19 protein-coding genes and 1 pseudogene are annotated in these 19,247 nt (G+C 42.8%); 16 read left to right on the forward strand and 4 right to left on the reverse strand.

Annotation, left to right across the window (positions count from 1 at the left end; all coding sequences use genetic code 11):
* Positions 1-185: 185 nt before the first annotated feature.
* Positions 186-1,280, reverse strand: coding sequence for a DNA replication/repair protein RecF (recF, locus tag E5983_RS00530; RefSeq protein ID WP_160331993.1), 1,095 nt, complete (start codon positions 1,278-1,280; stop codon positions 186-188).
* 1 nt (position 1,281) lies between these two features.
* Positions 1,282-1,635, reverse strand: coding sequence for a S4 domain-containing protein YaaA (gene yaaA / locus E5983_RS00535; protein ID WP_160331994.1), 354 nt, complete (start codon positions 1,633-1,635; stop codon positions 1,282-1,284).
* A 122-nt stretch (positions 1,636-1,757) separates the two neighbouring features.
* On the opposite strand from yaaA, the gene yfmF reads away from it, so the two are divergent.
* From yfmF to E5983_RS00575, 8 genes are all read left to right on the forward strand, one after another.
* Positions 1,758-3,014: an EF-P 5-aminopentanol modification-associated protein YfmF gene (gene yfmF, locus E5983_RS00540; RefSeq protein ID WP_414486740.1), complete on the forward strand. Its 1,257-nt coding sequence runs from the start codon at positions 1,758-1,760 to the stop codon at positions 3,012-3,014.
* Positions 3,011-4,276 (forward strand): EF-P 5-aminopentanol modification-associated protein YfmH, encoded by a 1,266-nt coding sequence (gene yfmH / locus E5983_RS00545; protein WP_160331996.1) that lies wholly within the window; start codon positions 3,011-3,013, stop codon positions 4,274-4,276. The genes yfmF and yfmH overlap by 4 nt, the downstream gene beginning before the upstream one ends.
* Positions 4,277-4,294: 18 nt before the next feature.
* Positions 4,295-5,191 carry a helix-turn-helix domain-containing protein gene (locus tag E5983_RS00550; protein ID WP_160331997.1) on the forward strand — a complete coding sequence of 299 codons (897 nt, stop codon included), beginning with the start codon at positions 4,295-4,297 and terminating at the stop codon, positions 5,189-5,191.
* 4 nt (positions 5,192-5,195) lie between these two features.
* Positions 5,196-5,735 carry a CDP-diacylglycerol--glycerol-3-phosphate 3-phosphatidyltransferase gene (pgsA, locus tag E5983_RS00555; RefSeq protein WP_160331998.1) on the forward strand — a complete coding sequence of 180 codons (540 nt, stop codon included), beginning with the start codon at positions 5,196-5,198 and terminating at the stop codon, positions 5,733-5,735.
* A complete protein-coding gene (locus E5983_RS00560; RefSeq protein WP_160331999.1) occupies positions 5,732-6,559 on the forward strand; it encodes an energy-coupling factor transporter ATPase in 828 nt (275 codons plus the stop codon). The genes pgsA and E5983_RS00560 overlap by 4 nt, the downstream gene beginning before the upstream one ends.
* Positions 6,535-7,374 (forward strand): energy-coupling factor transporter ATPase, encoded by an 840-nt coding sequence (locus tag E5983_RS00565; protein WP_160332000.1) that lies wholly within the window; start codon positions 6,535-6,537, stop codon positions 7,372-7,374. The genes E5983_RS00560 and E5983_RS00565 overlap by 25 nt, the downstream gene beginning before the upstream one ends.
* Positions 7,367-8,161, forward strand: coding sequence for an energy-coupling factor transporter transmembrane component T family protein (locus tag E5983_RS00570; RefSeq protein WP_160332001.1), 795 nt, complete (start codon positions 7,367-7,369; stop codon positions 8,159-8,161). The genes E5983_RS00565 and E5983_RS00570 overlap by 8 nt, the downstream gene beginning before the upstream one ends.
* A gap of 114 nt (positions 8,162-8,275) precedes the next feature.
* Positions 8,276-8,956, forward strand: coding sequence for a transglycosylase SLT domain-containing protein (locus E5983_RS00575; protein WP_160332002.1), 681 nt, complete (start codon positions 8,276-8,278; stop codon positions 8,954-8,956).
* A 53-nt stretch (positions 8,957-9,009) separates the two neighbouring features.
* Here E5983_RS00575 and E5983_RS00580 read toward each other — a convergent pair whose 3' ends face one another.
* The gene (locus tag E5983_RS00580; protein WP_160332003.1) at positions 9,010-9,633 is read right to left on the reverse strand and encodes an HAD hydrolase-like protein; all 624 of its coding nucleotides are present in this window, start codon (positions 9,631-9,633) and stop codon (positions 9,010-9,012) included.
* A gap of 159 nt (positions 9,634-9,792) precedes the next feature.
* Between E5983_RS00580 and apf the strand changes: the two genes are divergently transcribed.
* From apf to rpsD, 8 genes are all read left to right on the forward strand, one after another.
* Positions 9,793-10,380 carry an aggregation-promoting factor gene (gene apf / locus E5983_RS00585; RefSeq protein WP_160332004.1) on the forward strand — a complete coding sequence of 196 codons (588 nt, stop codon included), beginning with the start codon at positions 9,793-9,795 and terminating at the stop codon, positions 10,378-10,380.
* 141 nt (positions 10,381-10,521) lie between these two features.
* Positions 10,522-11,643: a tRNA 2-thiouridine(34) synthase MnmA gene (gene mnmA / locus E5983_RS00590; protein WP_160332005.1), complete on the forward strand. Its 1,122-nt coding sequence runs from the start codon at positions 10,522-10,524 to the stop codon at positions 11,641-11,643.
* A 131-nt stretch (positions 11,644-11,774) separates the two neighbouring features.
* Positions 11,775-13,706, forward strand: coding sequence for a tRNA uridine-5-carboxymethylaminomethyl(34) synthesis enzyme MnmG (gene mnmG / locus E5983_RS00595; protein WP_160332006.1), 1,932 nt, complete (start codon positions 11,775-11,777; stop codon positions 13,704-13,706).
* A 327-nt stretch (positions 13,707-14,033) separates the two neighbouring features.
* On the forward strand, positions 14,034-16,007 hold the full coding sequence (locus tag E5983_RS00600; RefSeq protein WP_160332011.1) for a GGDEF domain-containing protein: 1,974 nt from the start codon (positions 14,034-14,036) through the stop codon (positions 16,005-16,007).
* Positions 16,004-16,456, forward strand: a complete 453-nt coding sequence (rplI, locus tag E5983_RS00605) for a 50S ribosomal protein L9 (protein WP_160332007.1) — start codon at positions 16,004-16,006, stop codon at positions 16,454-16,456. The genes E5983_RS00600 and rplI overlap by 4 nt, the downstream gene beginning before the upstream one ends.
* Before the next feature lie 9 nt (positions 16,457-16,465).
* Positions 16,466-17,818 (forward strand): replicative DNA helicase, encoded by a 1,353-nt coding sequence (gene dnaB / locus E5983_RS00610; protein WP_160332008.1) that lies wholly within the window; start codon positions 16,466-16,468, stop codon positions 17,816-17,818.
* 2 nt (positions 17,819-17,820) lie between these two features.
* On the forward strand, positions 17,821-18,105 hold the full coding sequence (locus tag E5983_RS00615) for a Veg family protein (protein WP_160332009.1): 285 nt from the start codon (positions 17,821-17,823) through the stop codon (positions 18,103-18,105).
* Between the two features lie 196 nt (positions 18,106-18,301).
* Positions 18,302-18,913 (forward strand): 30S ribosomal protein S4, encoded by a 612-nt coding sequence (gene rpsD / locus E5983_RS00620; RefSeq protein ID WP_135035848.1) that lies wholly within the window; start codon positions 18,302-18,304, stop codon positions 18,911-18,913.
* Between the two features lie 94 nt (positions 18,914-19,007).
* Here the strand turns inward: rpsD and E5983_RS09650 are convergent.
* Positions 19,008-19,136 (reverse strand): annotated as a pseudogene (locus tag E5983_RS09650) (site-specific integrase); the annotation flags it as partial.
* Positions 19,137-19,247 lie beyond the last annotated feature (111 nt).

Consider the following 19,247-nt stretch of genomic DNA (forward strand, 5'->3'; position numbering starts at 1 on the left):
CGAGGTAGGTTCGGGGAACCTTTTCAACCTGAGCTAAGAAATTGGAAAGCAAAGTAAGATCCAGTGGATCTTTTTAGTATGAGCCTAAAATTAAGAGATCGAATAAACTAATTTTTTTCATCTTAGTTCTGTCCCACACCCTTCTTATTGCTCGGAATAAGAAGGGTTCGTTAGCCTATTTACCGTTATTGGCTTGTAATTTTTCCTTGATGGATGTTAAAAACCTGTAAATCTACTTGTAAATCTTGTAAATGGTCGAGTGAAGTTGTTGTCAAGAATGTTTGGATATCACCGCTAATAGCTTCTAGAAGTCTTGTTTGACGATGATTGTCCAATTCACTCATCACATCATCCAATAAGAGGATGGGACTTTCTCGGGTAACATTTTTGATTAATTGAATTTCAGCTAGTTTTAGAGAGAGAATCAGACTTCGTTGTTGGCCTTGGCTGCCATATTTAGCATCAATACCGTTAAGAGAAAAGCGAACATCGTCTCGATGGGGACCAACGCTTGTACTTCGTTTGAAGATATCGGTTTGTCTTTTTTCTAAAAGAGCTTGAGTCAAATTCTGAGAAAGGAGTTGTAAATCATCTTGTAAATCAACAGAACTCTTGTAATGGACTCTCAAAATTTCTTGATCTTCGGATAAATGTTCTTGTTGAGTTCTGGCTACGGTTTCTAAATCAGCGAGAAACTGCAGCCGATGTTGGATAACACGAGCACCAGACTGAGCGAGTTGCTCGTCTAAAACATCTAAATAATTGCTGTCAATTTTCTGACTAGATTTGAGATAGGAGTTGCGTTGTTTTAAGATATACTGGTATTGAGATAGTTCAGCCAAATAGGTGGATTTTATTTGTCCTAAATCCATGTCCACAAACCTCCTTCTTAAAGAAGGAGAACCTTTAACGAGCTGTAAATCTTCTGGGGCAAATAGGACGACATTCATATGTCCGATATAGTTGGATAGTCGGGCTTGCTTTAAGTGATTTACCTTGGTCATCCGTCCCTTACTGGTCCAAGCTATTTCTAATGGTAGTGTCCCTGTTAGCTTTGCTAAAACTCCTTGCAGCTGGAAGTTATCCGTATCAAACTGAGTCAACTCTTTGTCAAGACGAGTACGGTGGCTCCGGGTAAGCGCTAAAAAATAAATAGCTTCTAGCAGGTTGGTTTTTCCCTGTGCATTTTGTCCCAAGAAGACGGTTAGGCCTGGTTGAAATTGGAGCTTGACATCCTTGTAATTTCGAAATTGGTGAATTTGTAGTTCTTTTAACCACATCTTATCTACCTGGGAACCGAACGGGTTTTCTTTTTGGTTTAGCTTTATCAGGGCTTTGCTGTTTATTTAATTCCTTGACGAGTTGAGCCACTCGTTTTTTTTCTGCGAGGGCTTCTTGGTGTTCCGCAATCTCTTCTTGACTTGGGGCTATTAATTGGATTTGTAAGTCTAGATTGGGAATTTGAAGGTTGTCTTGCAGGTAGAGTTTTTTACCACGACGATTTTCTTCTTGTCCATTTAGAAAGACTTGATTTTCGGCTAAAAAAGCTTTCACAGCGCCTCCACTTTGGATAATTCCTAGGTCTTTCAATAGGGCTTGTAATGTAATAAATTCATCAAATAATTTGTAGTTCATAATATACCTCTGAGGCTATTATAGCATACCCATTCCATTCCTGCTTTGCGGTGTGTAGAGTATGTTTTTAGAGGGATTAGTGGTATAATGAAATCCTATATAGAATTTATTTCGAGGTGGTTATGGAATTAGTAGATGGCGTACATATACATGTCATGAATAGTCATAAATTTAAAAGCAATGTCATCAAGATTCGCTTTACATCTACCTTGTCTCGGTATTCCGTTTCTGCGAGAGCTATTGTGGCGGCTATTTTGGAAACTGCTAATCAATCCTATCCGCGTTTAAAGGATTTGCAAAGATATTTGGCATCTTTGTATGGTGCGGAATTGTCAACGTCGATCCATATTGTAGGGGATTTACACTTAGTTGACATTGATTTAATCTTTGTAAAAGACCGATTTTTGAGTAAAAAGCAATTTTTGATTGAGAGGATTTTTGATTTAATTTCCGAGGTATTGTTTAATCCTTTAATTGAAGATGAGGCTTTTGCGCACTCTTTATTCCAAACTGAGCGAGAGAATTTAATCGAGTTGTCCGAGCGAGAATGGGAAAATGATTTTAGCCAGGCACGCAATGAAAGTTTCAAAGCCTTTTATCGAGGCCATCCCGATTTGTCCCTGGCCAATTATGGGAATAAGGAACTACTAGAGTCGGAGACGGCAAGGTCCACCTATAAAGAATTTCAACGAATGATGCGCGAGGACCGAATCGACTTTCTCTTCTTTGGAGAATTTCCTGAAAAAATGATTCGAGACCGAATTCGTAGCTGGGATTTACAGCCTCGAAAAGAATTGAAATCCTTAACTCATTTTCAAGCAGAGAGCTCCGTTGTCCAAGAGGTATTTCAAAAAGCGATGGGGCAACAGTCTGTATTGGATTTGGCCTATTATACCCCTGTTTTTCGAGATGAAAAATCTTATCCAGCCTTGGTTTTATTAAATGCCCTTTTGGGCCAGTTTCCCCATTCCTTCCTTTTTCGTAAAATCCGAGAGGAGGAGGGACTGGCCTATACGGTTGGTAGTCAGCTTCATGTATTTTCCCATCTCTTCCGGATTTATGTAGGATTTGAAGCACCTCAGCGGAATGTGATTTTTAAACAGATTCGTCAAGAAATGAATCGTATCCGAAGAGGTTTTATCAGTGAAGAGCAGTTGTCCATGAGTAAAAAGATGTTGTTGAATCTGATTGTTCAAGTCGAAGATTCACCCATGGCCATGGTCGAGCGAACTTATCAAACAGCTACGTTTGGTTCTGCTTACAGTGTAGATGGTTCTTTCCAAAAAGCGATTGAAGCTGTGACACCTAAAGACATTCAAATGGTTGCTAGAAGTTTACAGTTACAGTCAATGATTTTTTTAGAAGGGAGTAGCGAATGAGAAAAATCGAAGAAAAACATTTTTCCAGTATTGATGAGACCTTATTTACCTATCGTTTTTCCAATGGCTTTTTGCTACGCATGCTTCCTAAAAAAGGCTTCAAGGAACAGGCTGGTTTACTGACTGTCAATTTGGGTAGTCTAGATTGGAAGGGAAGTGAGCCAGCAGGGCTAGCTCACTTTTTAGAACATAAAATTTTTGAAGCAGAGTCTGGGGAGGATTTTCTGTTAAAGTTTACAGAATCTGCGACGGATAGTAATGCTTTTACAACCTTTGGCTACACGGGCTATACCTTTTCTTCCAGTAAGGCTATTACGGAGAATGCACATCTACTTCTAGAAATGATTTCCAGCTTTACTACATCTGTAGAGTCTATTGACAAGGAAAAGGAGATTATCCAGCAGGAGTTGGAGATGTATAAGGCGGATCCAGATCAAGTTCTGTTTACAGAAGCTTTAGCCAGGATGTATCCAGATACCCCCTTGGCCATGGAAATTGTTGGCAGCCGTGAATCGATTGCGCAAATAGATTTGAGAGATTTACAGCGTATTTACCAAGATTACTATCACCCACAAAACATGCAGTTGTTTCTAATTGGTGATTTCAATCCCCAAGAACTGGTGGACTCACTGACCGAGGGTGTTTCAGGACTGCCAACTACTGTCAGCTCGATACCAAAAAGAAGTCCTCTGCCTCGTCACCCAGTAGAGTCTGGAAAATCCATGCGGATGGATGTTTCCAAAGCAAAATTGGCCATTGGCTTACGAGGAAATAAAGGCCTAGGTCAGGAAGATTTATTCCTTTACAAGGTAAAGTTGCAATTGTTCTTTTCCTTATTACTGGGATGGACTTCGCAACGTTACCAAGAGTTACTGGATGCAGGAAAAATCGACTATTCCTTTCAATTTGAAATTGATGTTCAAGAGCTTTATCACCATGTATTCTTTTTCTTGGACACGGATGAACCGGTTTCGTTTTCGCACCAGTTACGAACGATTGTCAAACGTTTTGAACAGTCTAGAGATTTGTCGGAAGAGCACCTTGATTTATTGAAGAATGAGATGTACGGGGACTTTATCCGACAATTGGATCACTATGACTTTATCTTTAATAACTATTTGCCCGGGGTTGAAGGATTAAATCTTTTTGACCTCCCAGCCATCCTACCGAATATCCATCTTGTCGATGTGCTTGAAGTTGGACGTGAATTTATAGAAAGCTGCGATATGATGGATTTTACGATTTTACCGAATTATACCTAGAAAGAGAAGGACCCTGATATGAGAAAAGTTACAATCGGTGAAGTATTGCGTCGTGAACGTATTCATCAAGGAAAAAAGTTGAGTCAGCTTCAAAAGGCCGTTGATATTCAAGTAGAATATCTGGAAGCTCTTGAAAATAATGATTTTGATCAGTTACCAAGCCCCTTCTATGCCCGTTCTTTTATCAAAAAGTATGCTTGGGAGTTGGGACTAGACGAAAAGATTTTACTTGCGGCTTATGAAAATGGCTCCATGGTTGCCTACGATGAGATTGAGGTGGACGAAGAACATGGCCGTACGACACGGATTGAAAGACGTAAGATAAAATCTTATTTACCGATTTTTTACTTTGTGCTGATATCGTTAGGGATTCTGGGTTCAGTCGGCTACTTTGTTTGGAATTATTCGACCAGCCACGTGTCTGAAACTCCAATCACCACCTCTAGTAGCAGTCAGGAAGAAAAGGCTTCAGAGGAGGCAAAGCAGCGGGAGCAGTTGGATATTTCTGTTTCTATGGTTAATGGCGTAACCTATGTGACTGCAGCTGGAGCTAGTGAACCTGTTGAATTAACAATCAGTAGGTCTAAAGAGACAGATACTTGGGTCACTGTTTCTGAAACGAGGGCTGCAAGTGGCCTGGCTCTAACTGCAAACGCCCCAAGCTTTAAGGAAGACCTGGTGACCAATTATGAATTTTATATTGGTTTAGGGGATCCAAACCTAGTGGAGTTAACTCTGAATGGACAGAAGGTGGCACTGGAGAATTTACCTGAGGAAGCTACAACTCTTGTCCTGCGGACTAGTTCGGCTGCGGCGCAGAGTTCACCAGCAAGCAGTTCTACAGCTAGTTCTGTAACTGAAGAAGTATCCCAAGATACAGAAGTAGGCCTTCCAAGCGAAGGTTTAGAGGAGTAAGTTTATGAAAAAAGAAAATATTCCTAATCTTTTAACCCTTCTACGAATCGCCATGATTCCGATCTTTATTCTCATTCTGAGCCTACCAGGTCGGAGGGACCTGCATTGGGTAGCCGCTGTGATTTTTGCGGTGGCTAGTTTTACGGATTATTTAGACGGTTATCTAGCCCGCAAGTGGCAGGTGGTGTCGAACTTTGGGAAGTTTGCCGATCCGATGGCGGATAAGCTTCTGGTAATGTCAGCCTTTATTCTCCTCGTTGGCTTAGGCTTTGTGCCAGCCTGGATTGCTGCCCTGATTGTGTGTCGTGAGTTAGCAGTCACCGGCTTGCGCTTACTCCTGGTTGAGCAGGGGGGGACGGTGTTGGCAGCCGCCATGCCTGGGAAAATCAAAACCTTCTCACAAATGTTCGCGATTATTTTCTACCTTCTCCATTTCTCCTTACTAGCCGACATAACGCTTTACATCGCCTTATTCTTTACCCTATATTCCGGTTATGATTACTTTAAAGGCGCATCTTTCTTATTTAAGGATACATTTAAATGAAGAAAAATAGTATTGAGGTTCGCAATCTCAGCTTCCGTTACCAAAAAGAAGATGCTCACCTGACCCTCAAGCAGGTAGAGTTTCATGTGAAACAGGGCGAGTGGCTATCTATTGTCGGCCATAATGGTAGTGGCAAATCTACCCTAGTACGTTTGCTAAATGGACTGTTAGAGGCTGAAGAGGGCCAGGTTTTAATCAATGGCCAAGTCCTATCAGCCGAGAATATCTGGGAAAAACGCCAAGAAATGGGAATTGTCTTCCAAAATCCAGACAATCAGTTTGTTGGCGCGACGGTTGAAGACGATGTTGCCTTCGCCTTGGAGAACAATCAAGTTCCACCTGAGGAGATGCAGGTACGAGTTGAGGAAGCGCTCAAGATGGTCAATATGTGGGATTTCCGGGATCGGGAACCTGCTCGCTTGTCTGGAGGTCAGAAGCAACGGGTGGCCGTTGCAGGAATTCTAGCTCTAAGGCCAAATATTATCATTCTCGATGAAGTAACGAGCATGCTCGATCCAGAGGGGCGCAAAGAGCTGATGGAGACAATTGCGGCTATTCGGAGCCAGCAGGCCATCACAGTTTTATCTGTCACCCATGATTTGGAAGAGGTCAGTCTTAGTGACCGTGTGTTGGTGATGAAAGCGGGACGTGTGAAATCCCTGCAGACACCCCAAGAGTTGTTTCAACGACCAGATTTAGAGGATCTTGGTTTAGACCTCCCCTTCACCCGCCAATTAGTAGAAATGCTAGATTTAGATGTATCTGGCTACTTATCAGAAGAAGAATTGCAGGACTATTTATGGGAATTACAGTTTCCAAGGTAAATTATAGCTACCAAGCAGGTACACCATTCGAAGGACCGGCCTTGTTTGATCTGAATTTAGAGATTGCCGAAAAGAATTATACGGCGATTATCGGTCATACCGGCAGTGGTAAATCAACACTATTACAATTGCTGAATGGCTTATTGCTGCCGACCAGTGGTCAGATCAAAGTTGGAACCCTCATTTTAGAAGCTGGAAAAAAGCAAAAGGATATCAAAGCAGTTCGAAAACGGATTGGCTTGGCTTTCCAATTTCCAGAAAGTCAGCTATTTGAAGAGACTGTTTTAAAAGATGTTGCCTTTGGTCCCCAAAATTTTGGTTCCTCTCAGGCAGAAGCTGAGCAGCTAGCGCGTGAAAAATTAGCTCTAGTTGGTATTGCCCCAGAGCTTTGGGAGCGTAGCCCCTTTGAATTATCCGGTGGACAAATGCGACGGGTTGCTCTGGCTGGTATCTTGGCCATGGAACCAGAGATTTTGGTACTGGATGAGCCAACTGCTGGTTTGGATCCAGCTGGTCGAAAAGAGTTTATGCAGTTATTTGCCAAACTGCATGCTCAAGGGATGGGAATCATCCTAGTAACCCACCTCATGGATGATGTGGCTGATTATGCCGACTATGTCTACCTTTTGTCAAAAGGACGTCTAGAGGCTCAGGGACAGCCACGAGAGTTGTTCCAGCAAGTAGAGCGTATGGAGGAACTCCATCTAGGTTTACCCAAGGTGACTCGTTTTGCCCTTGGTTTAAGAGAAAAAGGCTTTTCGTTTGACCGCTTACCGACAACCCTAGCAGAATTTAAGGAGGCCTATCATGGATAAATTGATCTTAGGTCGTTATATTCCAGGTAAGTCCTTTATCCATCGTTTGGATCCCAGGGCTAAATTATTAGGGATGTTTGCCTTTGTGCTCATGGTGTTTTGGGCCAATAATCTTGTGACAAATGCGTTGATTTTGTTGGTTACAGGAGTCCTTTTATTTCTGTCAGGTTTACCGCTTAAAGTCTATTGGGACGGCTTAAAACCGATGTGGTTTCTTATTTTCTTTACGATTAGTTTGCAGTTGTTTACGCTAAACACAGGGACGGTTTTAGTTCAGTTTGGTTGGTTGACAATAACGGATCAAGGTTTGTCTCAAGCAGGGATTATTTTGGTCCGCTTCTTAACGATTGTCCTCTGGTCGACAGTTTTAACCTTGACTACCATGCCTTTGACCTTGGCGCGAGCGATTGAATCACTCTTAGGTCCTCTGAAAGTATTTCGTTTTCCAGTTCAGGAAATTGGCTTGATGTTATCTATGAGTTTACGGTTTATTCCTACCTTGATGGATGATACGGTCAAGGTCATGAATGCTCAACGAGCGCGTGGTGTTGATTTTGGAGAAGGAAATATCATCCAGAAGGCCAAGTCCTTTATTCCTATCTTAATTCCGTTGTTTGCCTCAAGCTTTAAACGAGCAGATGCCTTGGCAACAGCGATGGAGGCGCGTGGCTATCAAGTTGGTTTACCACGAACAGCCTACCGTAAACTGCAGTGGACTTTTTTAGATACCTTGTCACTTATTTTACTTTTCTGTCTAGCTCTAGCTCTCTTTTTCCTTAAAAATTAGCTTTTATTACAGTAAAAAGCTGTAAATATCATCTTCTTGTAACAAACGTTACTTTTTGTATAAGAAAGAGTAACAAACACCCTGTATGATAGGTGTAGGAAAAAGGAGAAAAGAATGCGTAACGATCAAAAGCAAAAGTATAGAAACTTTGGAATCTTGTCAGCGGCTTCCGCCCTTGTTATTGGTGGCACAGTTCTGGCAGAAAACTATACTGTAAGTAGAGAGACTGCGTCTTCAACTACAAAAAAGGTAGAGACAGTAGCATCATCAAGCTCTGTCAAAAAGTCTACAAACTCAGTTGAAAAGACTTCAGAAGTTCAAAAAGCGTCTGAAGAAAACATGCCAGAAGTGTCTGCTGCTTCAGAGTCAGCGACGCTTGTTCAAGCAAGTGCAACACCTGTACATGCACCAAATCAAGAAACTATTGAAGTGACACCTCTTGTAGCAGCTGCTGAAAACCATACTTATGCAGCTCCGTCAACCTTGTCACTTGCTCCAGTCAGTTATTCAAATACAGCAGCAGGTTCTGTTGTATTGGCCAATGGTAATACTGCTGGTGAGCAGGGCATGTATGCGGCAGCCCGTATGGCAGAATTGACAGGTGTGTCAGCTTCTACTTGGGAAAATATTATTGCTCGTGAATCAAACGGAAATATGTATGCTGCCAACGCTTCTGGTGCTAGTGGACTCTTCCAAACCATGCCAGGTTGGGGATCAACAGCCAGCGTTGATGACCAAATTCAAGCTGCCTACAATGCCTACAGTAATCAAGGCCTGGCTGCTTGGGGTTACTAATAAAATGACTATAGAAGAAAACGCCTCGAGAAAAGTATCTCAGGCGTTTTTACTTATTCAAAAAATGCGGTCAGCTCCTGTGTTTCTGTCAGTAAAATCTGGGCTCCGTTTTCAAGGAGAGACTCGGAACTGCCATAGCCCCATGTAACTCCGATACGCCCGATGGCTAGATCGCGACCAGCAGCCATGTCAAACAAGGTATCACCGATGATATAGGCTTGATCATTAGGAGCCTGAGCGTGTTCGATGCCTCTTTTAAGGACATCAATTTTGTCATGTGACTCTGGAAGAGCTCCAAAGACTTGGTGGAAGTAGGTTTCTAAGCCAAAGTGCTGAACCATGACCTGGGCCATGGGTTGATTTTTACTGGTCGTAATGGCTAGATAATGCCCTTGTTCTTTCAGAGTCTGGAGTGTCTCTTTTATCCCAGGATAGGGGATGGCTTGATAGACCCCTTTTTCTCTGTAATAGTGACGGAAAAGGGTGATCGCTTCTTCAACTTTATCCTTTGGAAGATAGAGGGCAAAGGATCGTTCCAGTGGTGGGCCAATCAGTGTATCCAATTCGGAATCAGCAGGTACGGCTTGCTGTAGTTCTGTGAAGGCATAGTGGAAGGCAGCCTTAATACCAGGTCCGCTATCGACTAAGGTTCCATCTAAATCAAAAAATAAAAACATATAAACTCCTTTACATCCAGTATACCATAAGCTAAAAGGGCTTGGATTGTAAAGAATCTAATCAATCTTCTTCACACTCCTGTAAAATTCTCTCGGTTTTTGCTATCTTTTCGTAATATTCCTAGGGTAGAATAAGGTCAGATAAGAAAGGAACTTTACATGAAAAGAAAACAATATTCCCTCTTAACGGGATTGGTAGCTCTTCTAATGCTAGGAACTGTAAATACTGTGTCAGCTGAGTCCTATACAGTAAAATCGGGGGACACCTTATCAAAAATTGCTGCAGAAAAACAAACAAGCCTTGAAAAGATTCTAGAACGCAATAACATTCAGAATCCAAATGTGATTCAGGTTGGCCAAGTCCTGGAGTTAGCAACAGGAACTCCAGCGGCTGATCCGGTTCAAACGGAAATAGTAGCTTCAGACCAACAAGATCTTGTCAATGAAGGAGTCAAGGAAGCGGAAGCTCCCGCAGAAACAGCTCAGGAGCAGGTAGCTCCAGCGGTGACAAGTAATTTGTCAAGTGATGAGCAAGCAGCCAAAGAATGGATTGCTCAAAAGGAGTCAAGTGGTAGTTACACGGCCCAAAATGGCATCTATTATGGACGTTACCAATTGACACTTTCTTACCTCAATGGTGATTTGTCACCCGAGAACCAAGAACGAGTCGCAGATGAATATGTCAAAAATCGCTATGGTTCATGGACCCAAGCCTATCAATTTTGGCTTGCCAATGGCTGGTATTAAAGACCTTCAAATCCTCCACAAAACAACCTTGTTCAGTGGAGGATTTTTTTGATTCGTGTTATAATAAGCCTTGCTCAAAACGACCTTCAAATCGTTGAAAGCGCGCACGGAAACGTGACGAACGAAAGATGGGAGAAAACTATGAGTGTTCCTTCAAAAACACGAGTTGTTGTAGGGATGAGTGGGGGAGTTGACTCCTCTGTTACAGCCCTCTTGTTAAAAGAACAAGGCTATGATGTCATCGGTATTTTCATGAAAAATTGGGATGATACCGATGAAAATGGTTTTTGTACGGCAACAGAAGATTATAAAGATGTTGCAGCGGTAGCGGATCAAATCGAGATCCCTTACTACTCTGTCAACTTTGAGAAAGAATATTGGGACCGGGTCTTTGAATATTTCTTAGCAGAGTACCGGGCCGGTCGGACACCGAATCCAGATGTCATGTGTAACAAGGAAATTAAGTTTAAAGCCTTCCTTGACTATGCGATGGAACTGGGAGCAGACTATGTAGCCACCGGTCACTATGCCCAGGTTGAACGAGATGAAAATGGCCAAGTACGCATGCTGCGTGGAAAAGACCAAAACAAGGATCAGACCTACTTCCTTAGCCAACTGTCTCAAGAGCAATTGCAAAAAACGCTCTTCCCGCTTGGTCATTTGGAAAAAGCACAAGTGAGGGAGATTGCAGAAAAAGCAGGCTTGGCAACAGCTAAGAAAAAGGATTCAACAGGAATCTGCTTCATTGGGGAAAAGAATTTCAAAGAATTTCTCAGCAACTATCTACCCGCTAAACCTGGCCGAATGATGACCATGGAGGGGCGTGATATGGGAGAACACAGTGGTCTCATGTATTACACTATCGGACAACGTGGAGGCCTAGGAATTGGTGGTCAAGAAGGTGGTGATAACAAACCTTGGTTTGTTGTTGGTAAAGATCTTGAACAGAATATTCTGTATGTGGGTCAAGGTTTCCACCATGAAAACCTTATGTCAACTAAATTGACAGCCAGTCAGGTGCATTTTACAAAAGAAATGCCTCAAACTTTCGAAATGGAATGTACAGCCAAATTCCGTTATCGTCAACCTGATGCTAAGGTAACAGTGTCTGTCAATGGCGACAAGGCTTTGGTAAGCTTTGCGGAAGAGCAACGGGCGATTACCCCAGGTCAAGCTGTGGTCTTTTATGATGGGGAAGAGTGCCTAGGCGGTGGCTTGATTGACCAGGCCTATATGAACGACCAAGTTCGTCAGTACATATAAATTGACAAGTTACTAAGATATGCTACAATACTAAGAAGCAAATACACTGATGGTCAAAGCTCATGGATTTGCAGGTTTTTTGGCCTGCAATCAAATGAAGCCTTGACCTTTTTTTGTGAAAGGAAGGAAAAATGACTAGACAGTTTGCGGAGACTTATGATGTGATTGTCATTGGTGCTGGCCATGCAGGAGTAGAAGCATCTCTTGCGGCTGCCCGGATGGGTTGTAAAACACTCTTGGCAACCATTAATATTGAAATGTTGGCGTTTATGCCTTGTAACCCTTCGATTGGAGGATCTGCCAAAGGAATCGTGGTCCGTGAAGTAGATGCCCTGGGTGGTGAAATGGCCAAAAATATTGATAAAACCTATATTCAAATGAAGATGCTGAATACAGGTAAAGGGCCTGCTGTCCGCGCCTTACGAGCTCAAGCTGACAAGGAACTCTATGCGAAAGAAATGCGCAAGACAGTTGAAAACCAAGAGAATCTGACCCTACGCCAAACCATGGTTGATGAAATTTTGGTTGAGGATGAAAAGGTTATTGGGATTCGGACTGCAACCAATCAAGAGTTTGGTGCCAAAACGGTTATTGTGACAACCGGGACAGCCCTGCGTGGAGAGATCATCATTGGTGATTTAAAATACTCTTCTGGACCCAACCACAGTATTGCTTCTGTCAAGCTAGCTGACAACCTAAAAGCACTAGGATTTGAAATCGGTCGCTTTAAGACAGGGACTCCACCCCGTGTCAAGGCATCCTCCATTGACTATAGTGAGACTGAAATCCAACCAGGGGATGAAGCACCCAACCATTTCTCCTATCGCTCCAAGGATGAGGACTACTTGAAAGATCAGGTACCTTGCTGGTTAACCTACACTAACCAGGATAGCCACCAAATCATTCAAGATAATTTACACCGAGCACCTATGTTTACAGGTGTTGTTGAAGGAGTAGGCCCTCGCTATTGCCCATCCATTGAAGATAAAATTGTTCGATTTGCAGACAAGGAAAGACACCAACTATTCTTAGAACCCGAAGGACGCGATACCGAAGAGGTTTACATCCAAGGACTATCAACTAGTCTTCCAGAAGATGTGCAACGTGAGTTGGTTCATTCTATTAAAGGACTTGAAAAAGCTGAAATGATGCGGACAGGTTATGCTATTGAATACGATATGATTCTCCCTCATCAATTGCGAGCTACTCTTGAAACTAAGAAAATTTCAGGTCTCTTTACGGCCGGTCAAACCAATGGAACTTCAGGCTATGAAGAAGCTGCAGGGCAAGGAATCATGGCCGGCATTAATGCGGCTCTTAAAGTTTTAGGGAAACCAGAACTAATTCTCAAACGCAGTGATGGTTACATTGGTGTGATGATTGATGATCTGGTTACTAAAGGAACCTTGGAACCTTACCGTCTCTTGACCAGTCGAGCAGAGTACCGCTTGATTTTACGGCATGACAATGCAGATATGCGTCTAACGGAGATTGGGCGTTCGATTGGTTTGGTCGATGATGAGCGTTGGGAAGATTTCCAAATGAAGAAAAACAGTTTCCAAACAGAAATGGAACGCTTGGAAAGTCATAAATTAAAACCAACCGCGGAAACCAACCAAAAAGTTACCGATCTTGGTTTTAAACCGTTAGCGGATGCCCTAACAGCCAAGGAATTTCTACGGAGACCAGAAGTCAGTTATGATGACCTGGCCCATTTCATTGGATCAGCTTCTGAGGAAATCGATGAAAAGGTCAAAGAACTATTGGAAACGGAAATCAAATACGAAGGTTATATCCAAAAAGCACTTGACCAGGTTGACAAGATGAAGCGAATGGAAGAAAAACGAATTCCGGCAGATATTGACTGGGATGATATCGATTCAATTGCTACCGAAGCTCGGCAAAAATTCAAGCAAATCAATCCAGAAACGATTGGTCAAGCCAGCCGGATCTCGGGTGTAAATCCAGCAGACATTTCAATCCTGATGGTATACCTAGAAGGGAAGTCTCGTAGTATTTCGAAGCGACAACAACAAGTAAACGCTTCGTCAACAAACAAGTAAAGTGATTTTTAAAAACAGAGGTTTTATTCTTTGAAATAGCCTCTGTTTTTAGTCTTTTGATAAAGTTGTATTGGTCAAGAATCTTAACAGAATTATAAAACTACTTGACGACACGAGAGCGAAGAAGGATTGTTTGAAGCTACTTAACGCTGCTTCGAACAGGACTCAACAAGAATCTAGAGTTGACAATTTCGTCAAGTGTTTTCATAAATACTTGACACAGAAACTTGACCTATGTCGTAAAATCCCATCTTTTCTTGCTTGTTTTTACAGTGAAAACTTGGTGTCATACCTCCTTTATGGTAAAATATCAGGAAGAGGTTTATGATGAAAAAATTTCCATTATCCCCCTTTCATTACTTTATGATCGGGATCATTTTTTTAGGGATTTTGTCCGTTGTTTGGCAACATTCCATGAATGGTATCCCTATCGCTATTACCATGATTTTAATGGGAGCTTTACTCCTTCTGGTTTTAATGGACCAAGAATTGGTGGTGACCAAGGTCGACGAAGAACACCAACGACAGGTGGAAGATCAGGTAGAGGCGAGCTTAGCCAATCTCCTTAATAAAATCCCCATCGGCATTCTGAAGTTGAGCGAGGATTCCGGGGAAATAGATTGGTACAATCCCTATGCAGAGCTGATTTTTGTAGGTGAAGATGGCGTTCTAGATTTGAAACTCGTAAAATCGGTGCTTGAAGCTGCGCAAAAGGACCAAGGTCACTATGTCACCTTAGGTGAGCGAACTTACGCCGTTCATCTGGATCAATCCGGGAACATGGTCTATTTCTTTGATGCCAGCAATGAGTACAATGCTACGGAAGAACTAGCCACCAGTCGCCCCGTTATTGGAGCGATTTCTCTGGACAACTATGATGATTTCAGAGAGGGTTTATCTGATTCAGAAATCAGTACTACCAATAGTTTTATTGCTGATTTTGTATCGCGTTTTGCGGAGGAATATCAAATGTTTTACCGCCGCGTAGATGCAGATCGCTACTATTTATTTACAGATTACACAGTCCTAAATCAACTGATGACGGATAAATTTGCGATTATCGATGTATTCCGCAATGAAGCTAAGGAGAAAAAACTCCCTCTGACCTTAAGTATGGGCTTTGCCTTCGGAGATGGCAATCATGCGGCGATTGGAAAAACAGCCCTCGAGAATTTGAACCTAGCCCTTGTGCGGGGTGGAGACCAGGCAGTTGTCCGTGAAAATCGGGAAAATAAAAATCCGATTTACTTCGGAGGTGGTAGTGTCTCAGCCGTAAAACGGACCCGTACTCGTACCCGGGCCATGATGACAGCCATCTCAGACAAGATTCGGTCTGCAGATCAGGTCTTTATCGTGGGTCACCGCAATTTGGACTTGGATGCCCTAGGGGCTTCCATCGGGATGCAGAAATTTGCGGAAAATCTAACCGATCAGTCCTATGCGGTTTATGATCCGGAATACATGTCAGCGGACATTCAGAGAGCTATCTCCAGTTTACAGGAGGAAGAGCGAACCAAGCTGTTGACCTTGGATGAAGCCATGCCACGGGTGACTCGCCAGTCGCTCCTGATCATGGTCGACCATTCCAAGATTAGTCTGACCCTATCAGAGGCTTTTTATCAGGAATTTTATCAAACCATTGTTATTGACCACCATCGCCGGGATGAAAACTTCCCAGAGAATGCGGTTATCACTTATATCGAAAGTGGAGCGAGCAGCGCCTGTGAATTGGTGACAGAATTGATTCAGTTCCAAAATGCCAAGTCAAACCGTCTCAGTAAAATCCAAGCCAGCATTCTCATGGCTGGTATTATGCTGGATACCAAGAATTTTTCAGTTCAGGTAACCAACAGAACTTTTGATGTGGCGAGTTATCTACGCAGCCGCGGTAGTGATAGCACCTTGATCAAAGAAATCATGGCTAATGATTTTGAAGAGTACCGTCGGGTCAACGAATTGATTCTACAAGGTCAGCGTCTAGCGTCGACGATTGTCCTGGCTGTTGCTCTAGAAGAAAATCACTATTCAACGATTGAACTCAGCAAGGCAGCCGATACTATTCTGAATATGTCAGGGATTGAAGCGACCTTTGTGGTGAGTTATCTGGATGCTGAAACGGTTGGAATCTCTGCTCGGAGTCGCAGTCGGATCAATGTACAGAGAATAATGGAGGAGATGGGCGGAGGTGGCCACTTTAACCTGGCTGCTGCCCAACTGCGGAATATCGACCTCTCCAGGGTGACGGCGCGATTAAAAGATGTTATTATAAATGAAACGCAAGAAAAGGAGACTCAAGCATGAAAGTTATTTTCTTAGAAGATGTCAAAGGAAAAGGTAAAAAAGGCGAAATTAAGGAAGTGCCAACAGGTTACGCCCAAAACTTCCTAATTAAGAAAAATCTAGCTAAAGAAGCAACTGCCCAAGCTATCGGTGAGCTTCGCGGTAAGCAAAAGTCTCAAGAAAAAGCGCATGCGGAGCTAATTGCAGAAGCTGAAGTTGTGAAAGCGCAATTGGCCAAGGAAGAGACTGTGGTTCGTTTCACTGAAAAAGTTGGACCAGATGGTCGGACCTTTGGCTCGATTACCAGCAAGAAAATTGCAGAAGAGTTGCAGAAACAATTTGGCATTAAAGTTGAAAAACGGAACATCCGTTTGGACCATCAACTCCGCTCCATTGGTTCTGTGGAAGTACCTGTTAAGCTCTACCAAGATGTAGCCGGAGAGATTAAGATTTACATCCAGGAAGCTTAAGGAGGAGAAATGGCCAATCTAGAAGAGTTGCGGACCCAACCGCAAGATATTTTAGCAGAGCAGTCTGTTCTGGGGGCTATTTTTTTGGATGAGAGTAAGCTGGTTTTTGTACGCGAGTACATTGAACCAGCTGACTTTTTTAAATATGCGAACCGCCTTATTTTTCAGGCCATGATTGACTTGAATGATCGGGGAGATGTCATTGACGCTACCACCATGAGAGCTATTTTGGAAGCCCAAGGAGACCTGGAAAATATTGGTGGTTTTTCTTATTTAGTGGAAGTCGTAAACGCTGTTCCGACTAGCTCCAATGCTGAATATTATGCCCAAATTGTGGCCGATATGGCCATGCGGCGCCGTTTTATTTCACGCTTAACCGAAAGTATTAACCAGGCTTACGAAGGAGCCCTGGGGACTGATGAACTGATTGCAGGGGCAGAAAAGACCCTGATTGATTTAAATGAAAATAATAAAAGAAGTGGTTTCAGAGTTATCAAGGATATCCTGAACATCAACTTCGAAAATCTGGAAATTAGGTCCCAGCAAACGTCTGATGTGACAGGGATTCCAACGGGCTATCCGGAGCTGGATCGGATGACAACCGGCTTGCATGAAGAGGAGCTGATTATCTTGGCTGCTCGGCCGGCCGTTGGTAAAACGGCTTTTGCCCTCAATATTGCCCAAAATATTGGCAGTAAATTCGGAAAAACTGTGGCTATCTTCTCGCTGGAAATGGGGGCAGAAAGCTTGGTAGATCGGATGTTGGCGGCAGAGGGACTGATTGATTCTCACTCAATTCGGACAGGTCAACTGTCAGATGAGGAATGGCGGAAGGTTACAATTGCCCAAGCCAACCTGGCAACCGCGCCGATCTATATCGATGATACACCGGGGATTCGGATTACGGAGATTCGCTCGCGATCACGGAAACTGGCTAAAGAATCCGGTAATCTGGGACTGGTCCTCATCGATTACCTCCAGCTTATTACAGGAACTGGGCGGGAAAATCGCCAGCAGGAAGTCTCTGAAATCTCCCGCCAGCTCAAAATTCTTGCCAAAGAATTGAAAGTCCCTGTTATCGCTCTCAGTCAGCTGTCACGGGGCGTGGAACAGCGGCAAGATAAACGTCCCGTCCTCTCTGATATCCGGGAATCCGGATCTATCGAGCAGGATGCTGACATCGTTGCCTTCCTCTACCGGGATGATTATTACGATCGCGCGGGTGAATCCGAAGATGAAATTCCCAATAATAAGGTCGAAGTGATCATCGAGAAAAACCGGAGCGGGGCGCGTGGAACCGTCGAACTTCTATTTCAGAAAGAATACAATAAATTTTCAGCTATATCCAAAAGGGAGGAATAACTATGAGCGATGCATTTACAGATGTTGCTAAAATGAAAAAAATCAAAGAAGATATTAAAAACCATGAGGGAAAAATGGTTGAAATGACCTTGGAACATGGCCGTAAACGTCAAAAAAATAAAACAGGTCGTTTGATTGAAGTTTACCCATCCCTATTCATCGTTGAATACAACAATGTTGGAACCCTACCTGGTGAAATCACAAACACTTATGTGGAATCTTACACTTACTCAGATATCCTAACGGAAAAAACACTGATCCGTTACTTGGATGATGAGGAAGCATAACCGAAAAAAATCCTTTACAAGCTGAAGGAAACTTGTTACAATAGAGAACGTGCGAAATAGCAGCAGAAAAATATGAAGCTCGTCAACAGGAAGTCCCAGTAAGTAACCCTTGCTGTTTGGGCGAAGGTTTCCTGCACGAATCAGGATTTTTCAAATGACTATTTCCTCAAACAATTATTTAGAGGAGGACATTTAAATGTCACGTTATACAGGACCATCATGGAAAAAATCTCGTCGTCTTGGCTTGTCTCTATCAGGAACTGGTAAAGAACTTGCACGTCGTAACTACGTACCAGGACAACACGGACCAAACAACCGCAGCAAACTTTCAGAATATGGTTTGCAATTGGCTGAAAAACAAAAACTTCGTTTCATGTACGGAGTAGGTGAAAAACAATTCCGTAACTTGTTCGTACAAGCTACAAAAATCAAAGGTGGAATCCTTGGTTTCAACTTCATGCTTCTTCTTGAACGTCGTTTGGACAACGTGGTTTACCGCCTAGGTTTGGCTTCAACACGTCGCCAAGCTCGTCAATTTGTTAACCACGGTCATATCCTTGTTGACGGTAAACGTGTTGACATCCCTAGCTACCGTGTTGAAGTTGGTCAAGTAATCTCTGTTCGTGAGAAATCAGCTAAAGTTCCAGCAATTTTGGAAGCTGTTGAGTCAACTCTTGGACGCCCAGCATTTGTATCTTTCGATGCAGAAAAATTGGAAGGTTCATTGACTCGTCTCCCAGAACGTGATGAAATCAACCCAGAAATCAACGAAGCACTTGTCGTTGAATTCTACAACAAAATGCTTTAAGATCAGACTTTATATTGCAGAAAGCCTACAACAGTGGGCTTTTTGCTTTGTCTTAAAACGTTGATTTCTGGGTTTGTTCCCCTTTTTGTTCCCCTTAGAGATTTTTCAGAGCCGTTTCAAAGTATGAGACGGCTTTTTCTGTATTCTCTTTTGAGAGGTGGCTGTAGATGTCCATAGTCATTGATAGCTGGGAGTGTCCCAGCCGGTGTTGGAGTTCCTTGTGGGCACCTCTAAAGTAAGCGCCCAATAACAAGGTATCTTCCGATAAAGTAGAAATCTAGCTATACTAGTCTCAGAAAACATGAGTAGAGGAGATTGGTTTAGTGGATGCGAA

The sequence above is a fragment of the Streptococcus danieliae genome, assembly GCF_009767945.1.
GTDB lineage: Bacteria > Bacillota > Bacilli > Lactobacillales > Streptococcaceae > Streptococcus > Streptococcus danieliae.

What these genes read in the sequence shown, in the direction of transcription:
- recF (WP_160331993.1), bottom strand. Translation starts at nt 1,280, where the DNA reads ATGTGGTTAAAAGAACTACAAATTCACCAATTTCGAAATTACAAGGAT.
- yaaA (WP_160331994.1), bottom strand. Translation starts at nt 1,635, where the DNA reads ATGAACTACAAATTATTTGATGAATTTATTACATTACAAGCCCTATTG.
- yfmF (WP_414486740.1), top strand. Translation starts at nt 1,758, where the DNA reads ATGGAATTAGTAGATGGCGTACATATACATGTCATGAATAGTCATAAA.
- yfmH (WP_160331996.1), top strand. Translation starts at nt 3,011, where the DNA reads ATGAGAAAAATCGAAGAAAAACATTTTTCCAGTATTGATGAGACCTTA.
- E5983_RS00550 (WP_160331997.1), top strand. Translation starts at nt 4,295, where the DNA reads ATGAGAAAAGTTACAATCGGTGAAGTATTGCGTCGTGAACGTATTCAT.
- pgsA (WP_160331998.1), top strand. Translation starts at nt 5,196, where the DNA reads ATGAAAAAAGAAAATATTCCTAATCTTTTAACCCTTCTACGAATCGCC.
- E5983_RS00560 (WP_160331999.1), top strand. Translation starts at nt 5,732, where the DNA reads ATGAAGAAAAATAGTATTGAGGTTCGCAATCTCAGCTTCCGTTACCAA.
- E5983_RS00565 (WP_160332000.1), top strand. Translation starts at nt 6,535, where the DNA reads ATGGGAATTACAGTTTCCAAGGTAAATTATAGCTACCAAGCAGGTACA.
- E5983_RS00570 (WP_160332001.1), top strand. Translation starts at nt 7,367, where the DNA reads ATGGATAAATTGATCTTAGGTCGTTATATTCCAGGTAAGTCCTTTATC.
- E5983_RS00575 (WP_160332002.1), top strand. Translation starts at nt 8,276, where the DNA reads ATGCGTAACGATCAAAAGCAAAAGTATAGAAACTTTGGAATCTTGTCA.
- E5983_RS00580 (WP_160332003.1), bottom strand. Translation starts at nt 9,633, where the DNA reads ATGTTTTTATTTTTTGATTTAGATGGAACCTTAGTCGATAGCGGACCT.
- apf (WP_160332004.1), top strand. Translation starts at nt 9,793, where the DNA reads ATGAAAAGAAAACAATATTCCCTCTTAACGGGATTGGTAGCTCTTCTA.
- mnmA (WP_160332005.1), top strand. Translation starts at nt 10,522, where the DNA reads ATGAGTGTTCCTTCAAAAACACGAGTTGTTGTAGGGATGAGTGGGGGA.
- mnmG (WP_160332006.1), top strand. Translation starts at nt 11,775, where the DNA reads ATGACTAGACAGTTTGCGGAGACTTATGATGTGATTGTCATTGGTGCT.
- E5983_RS00600 (WP_160332011.1), top strand. Translation starts at nt 14,034, where the DNA reads ATGAAAAAATTTCCATTATCCCCCTTTCATTACTTTATGATCGGGATC.
- rplI (WP_160332007.1), top strand. Translation starts at nt 16,004, where the DNA reads ATGAAAGTTATTTTCTTAGAAGATGTCAAAGGAAAAGGTAAAAAAGGC.
- dnaB (WP_160332008.1), top strand. Translation starts at nt 16,466, where the DNA reads ATGGCCAATCTAGAAGAGTTGCGGACCCAACCGCAAGATATTTTAGCA.
- E5983_RS00615 (WP_160332009.1), top strand. Translation starts at nt 17,821, where the DNA reads ATGAGCGATGCATTTACAGATGTTGCTAAAATGAAAAAAATCAAAGAA.
- rpsD (WP_135035848.1), top strand. Translation starts at nt 18,302, where the DNA reads ATGTCACGTTATACAGGACCATCATGGAAAAAATCTCGTCGTCTTGGC.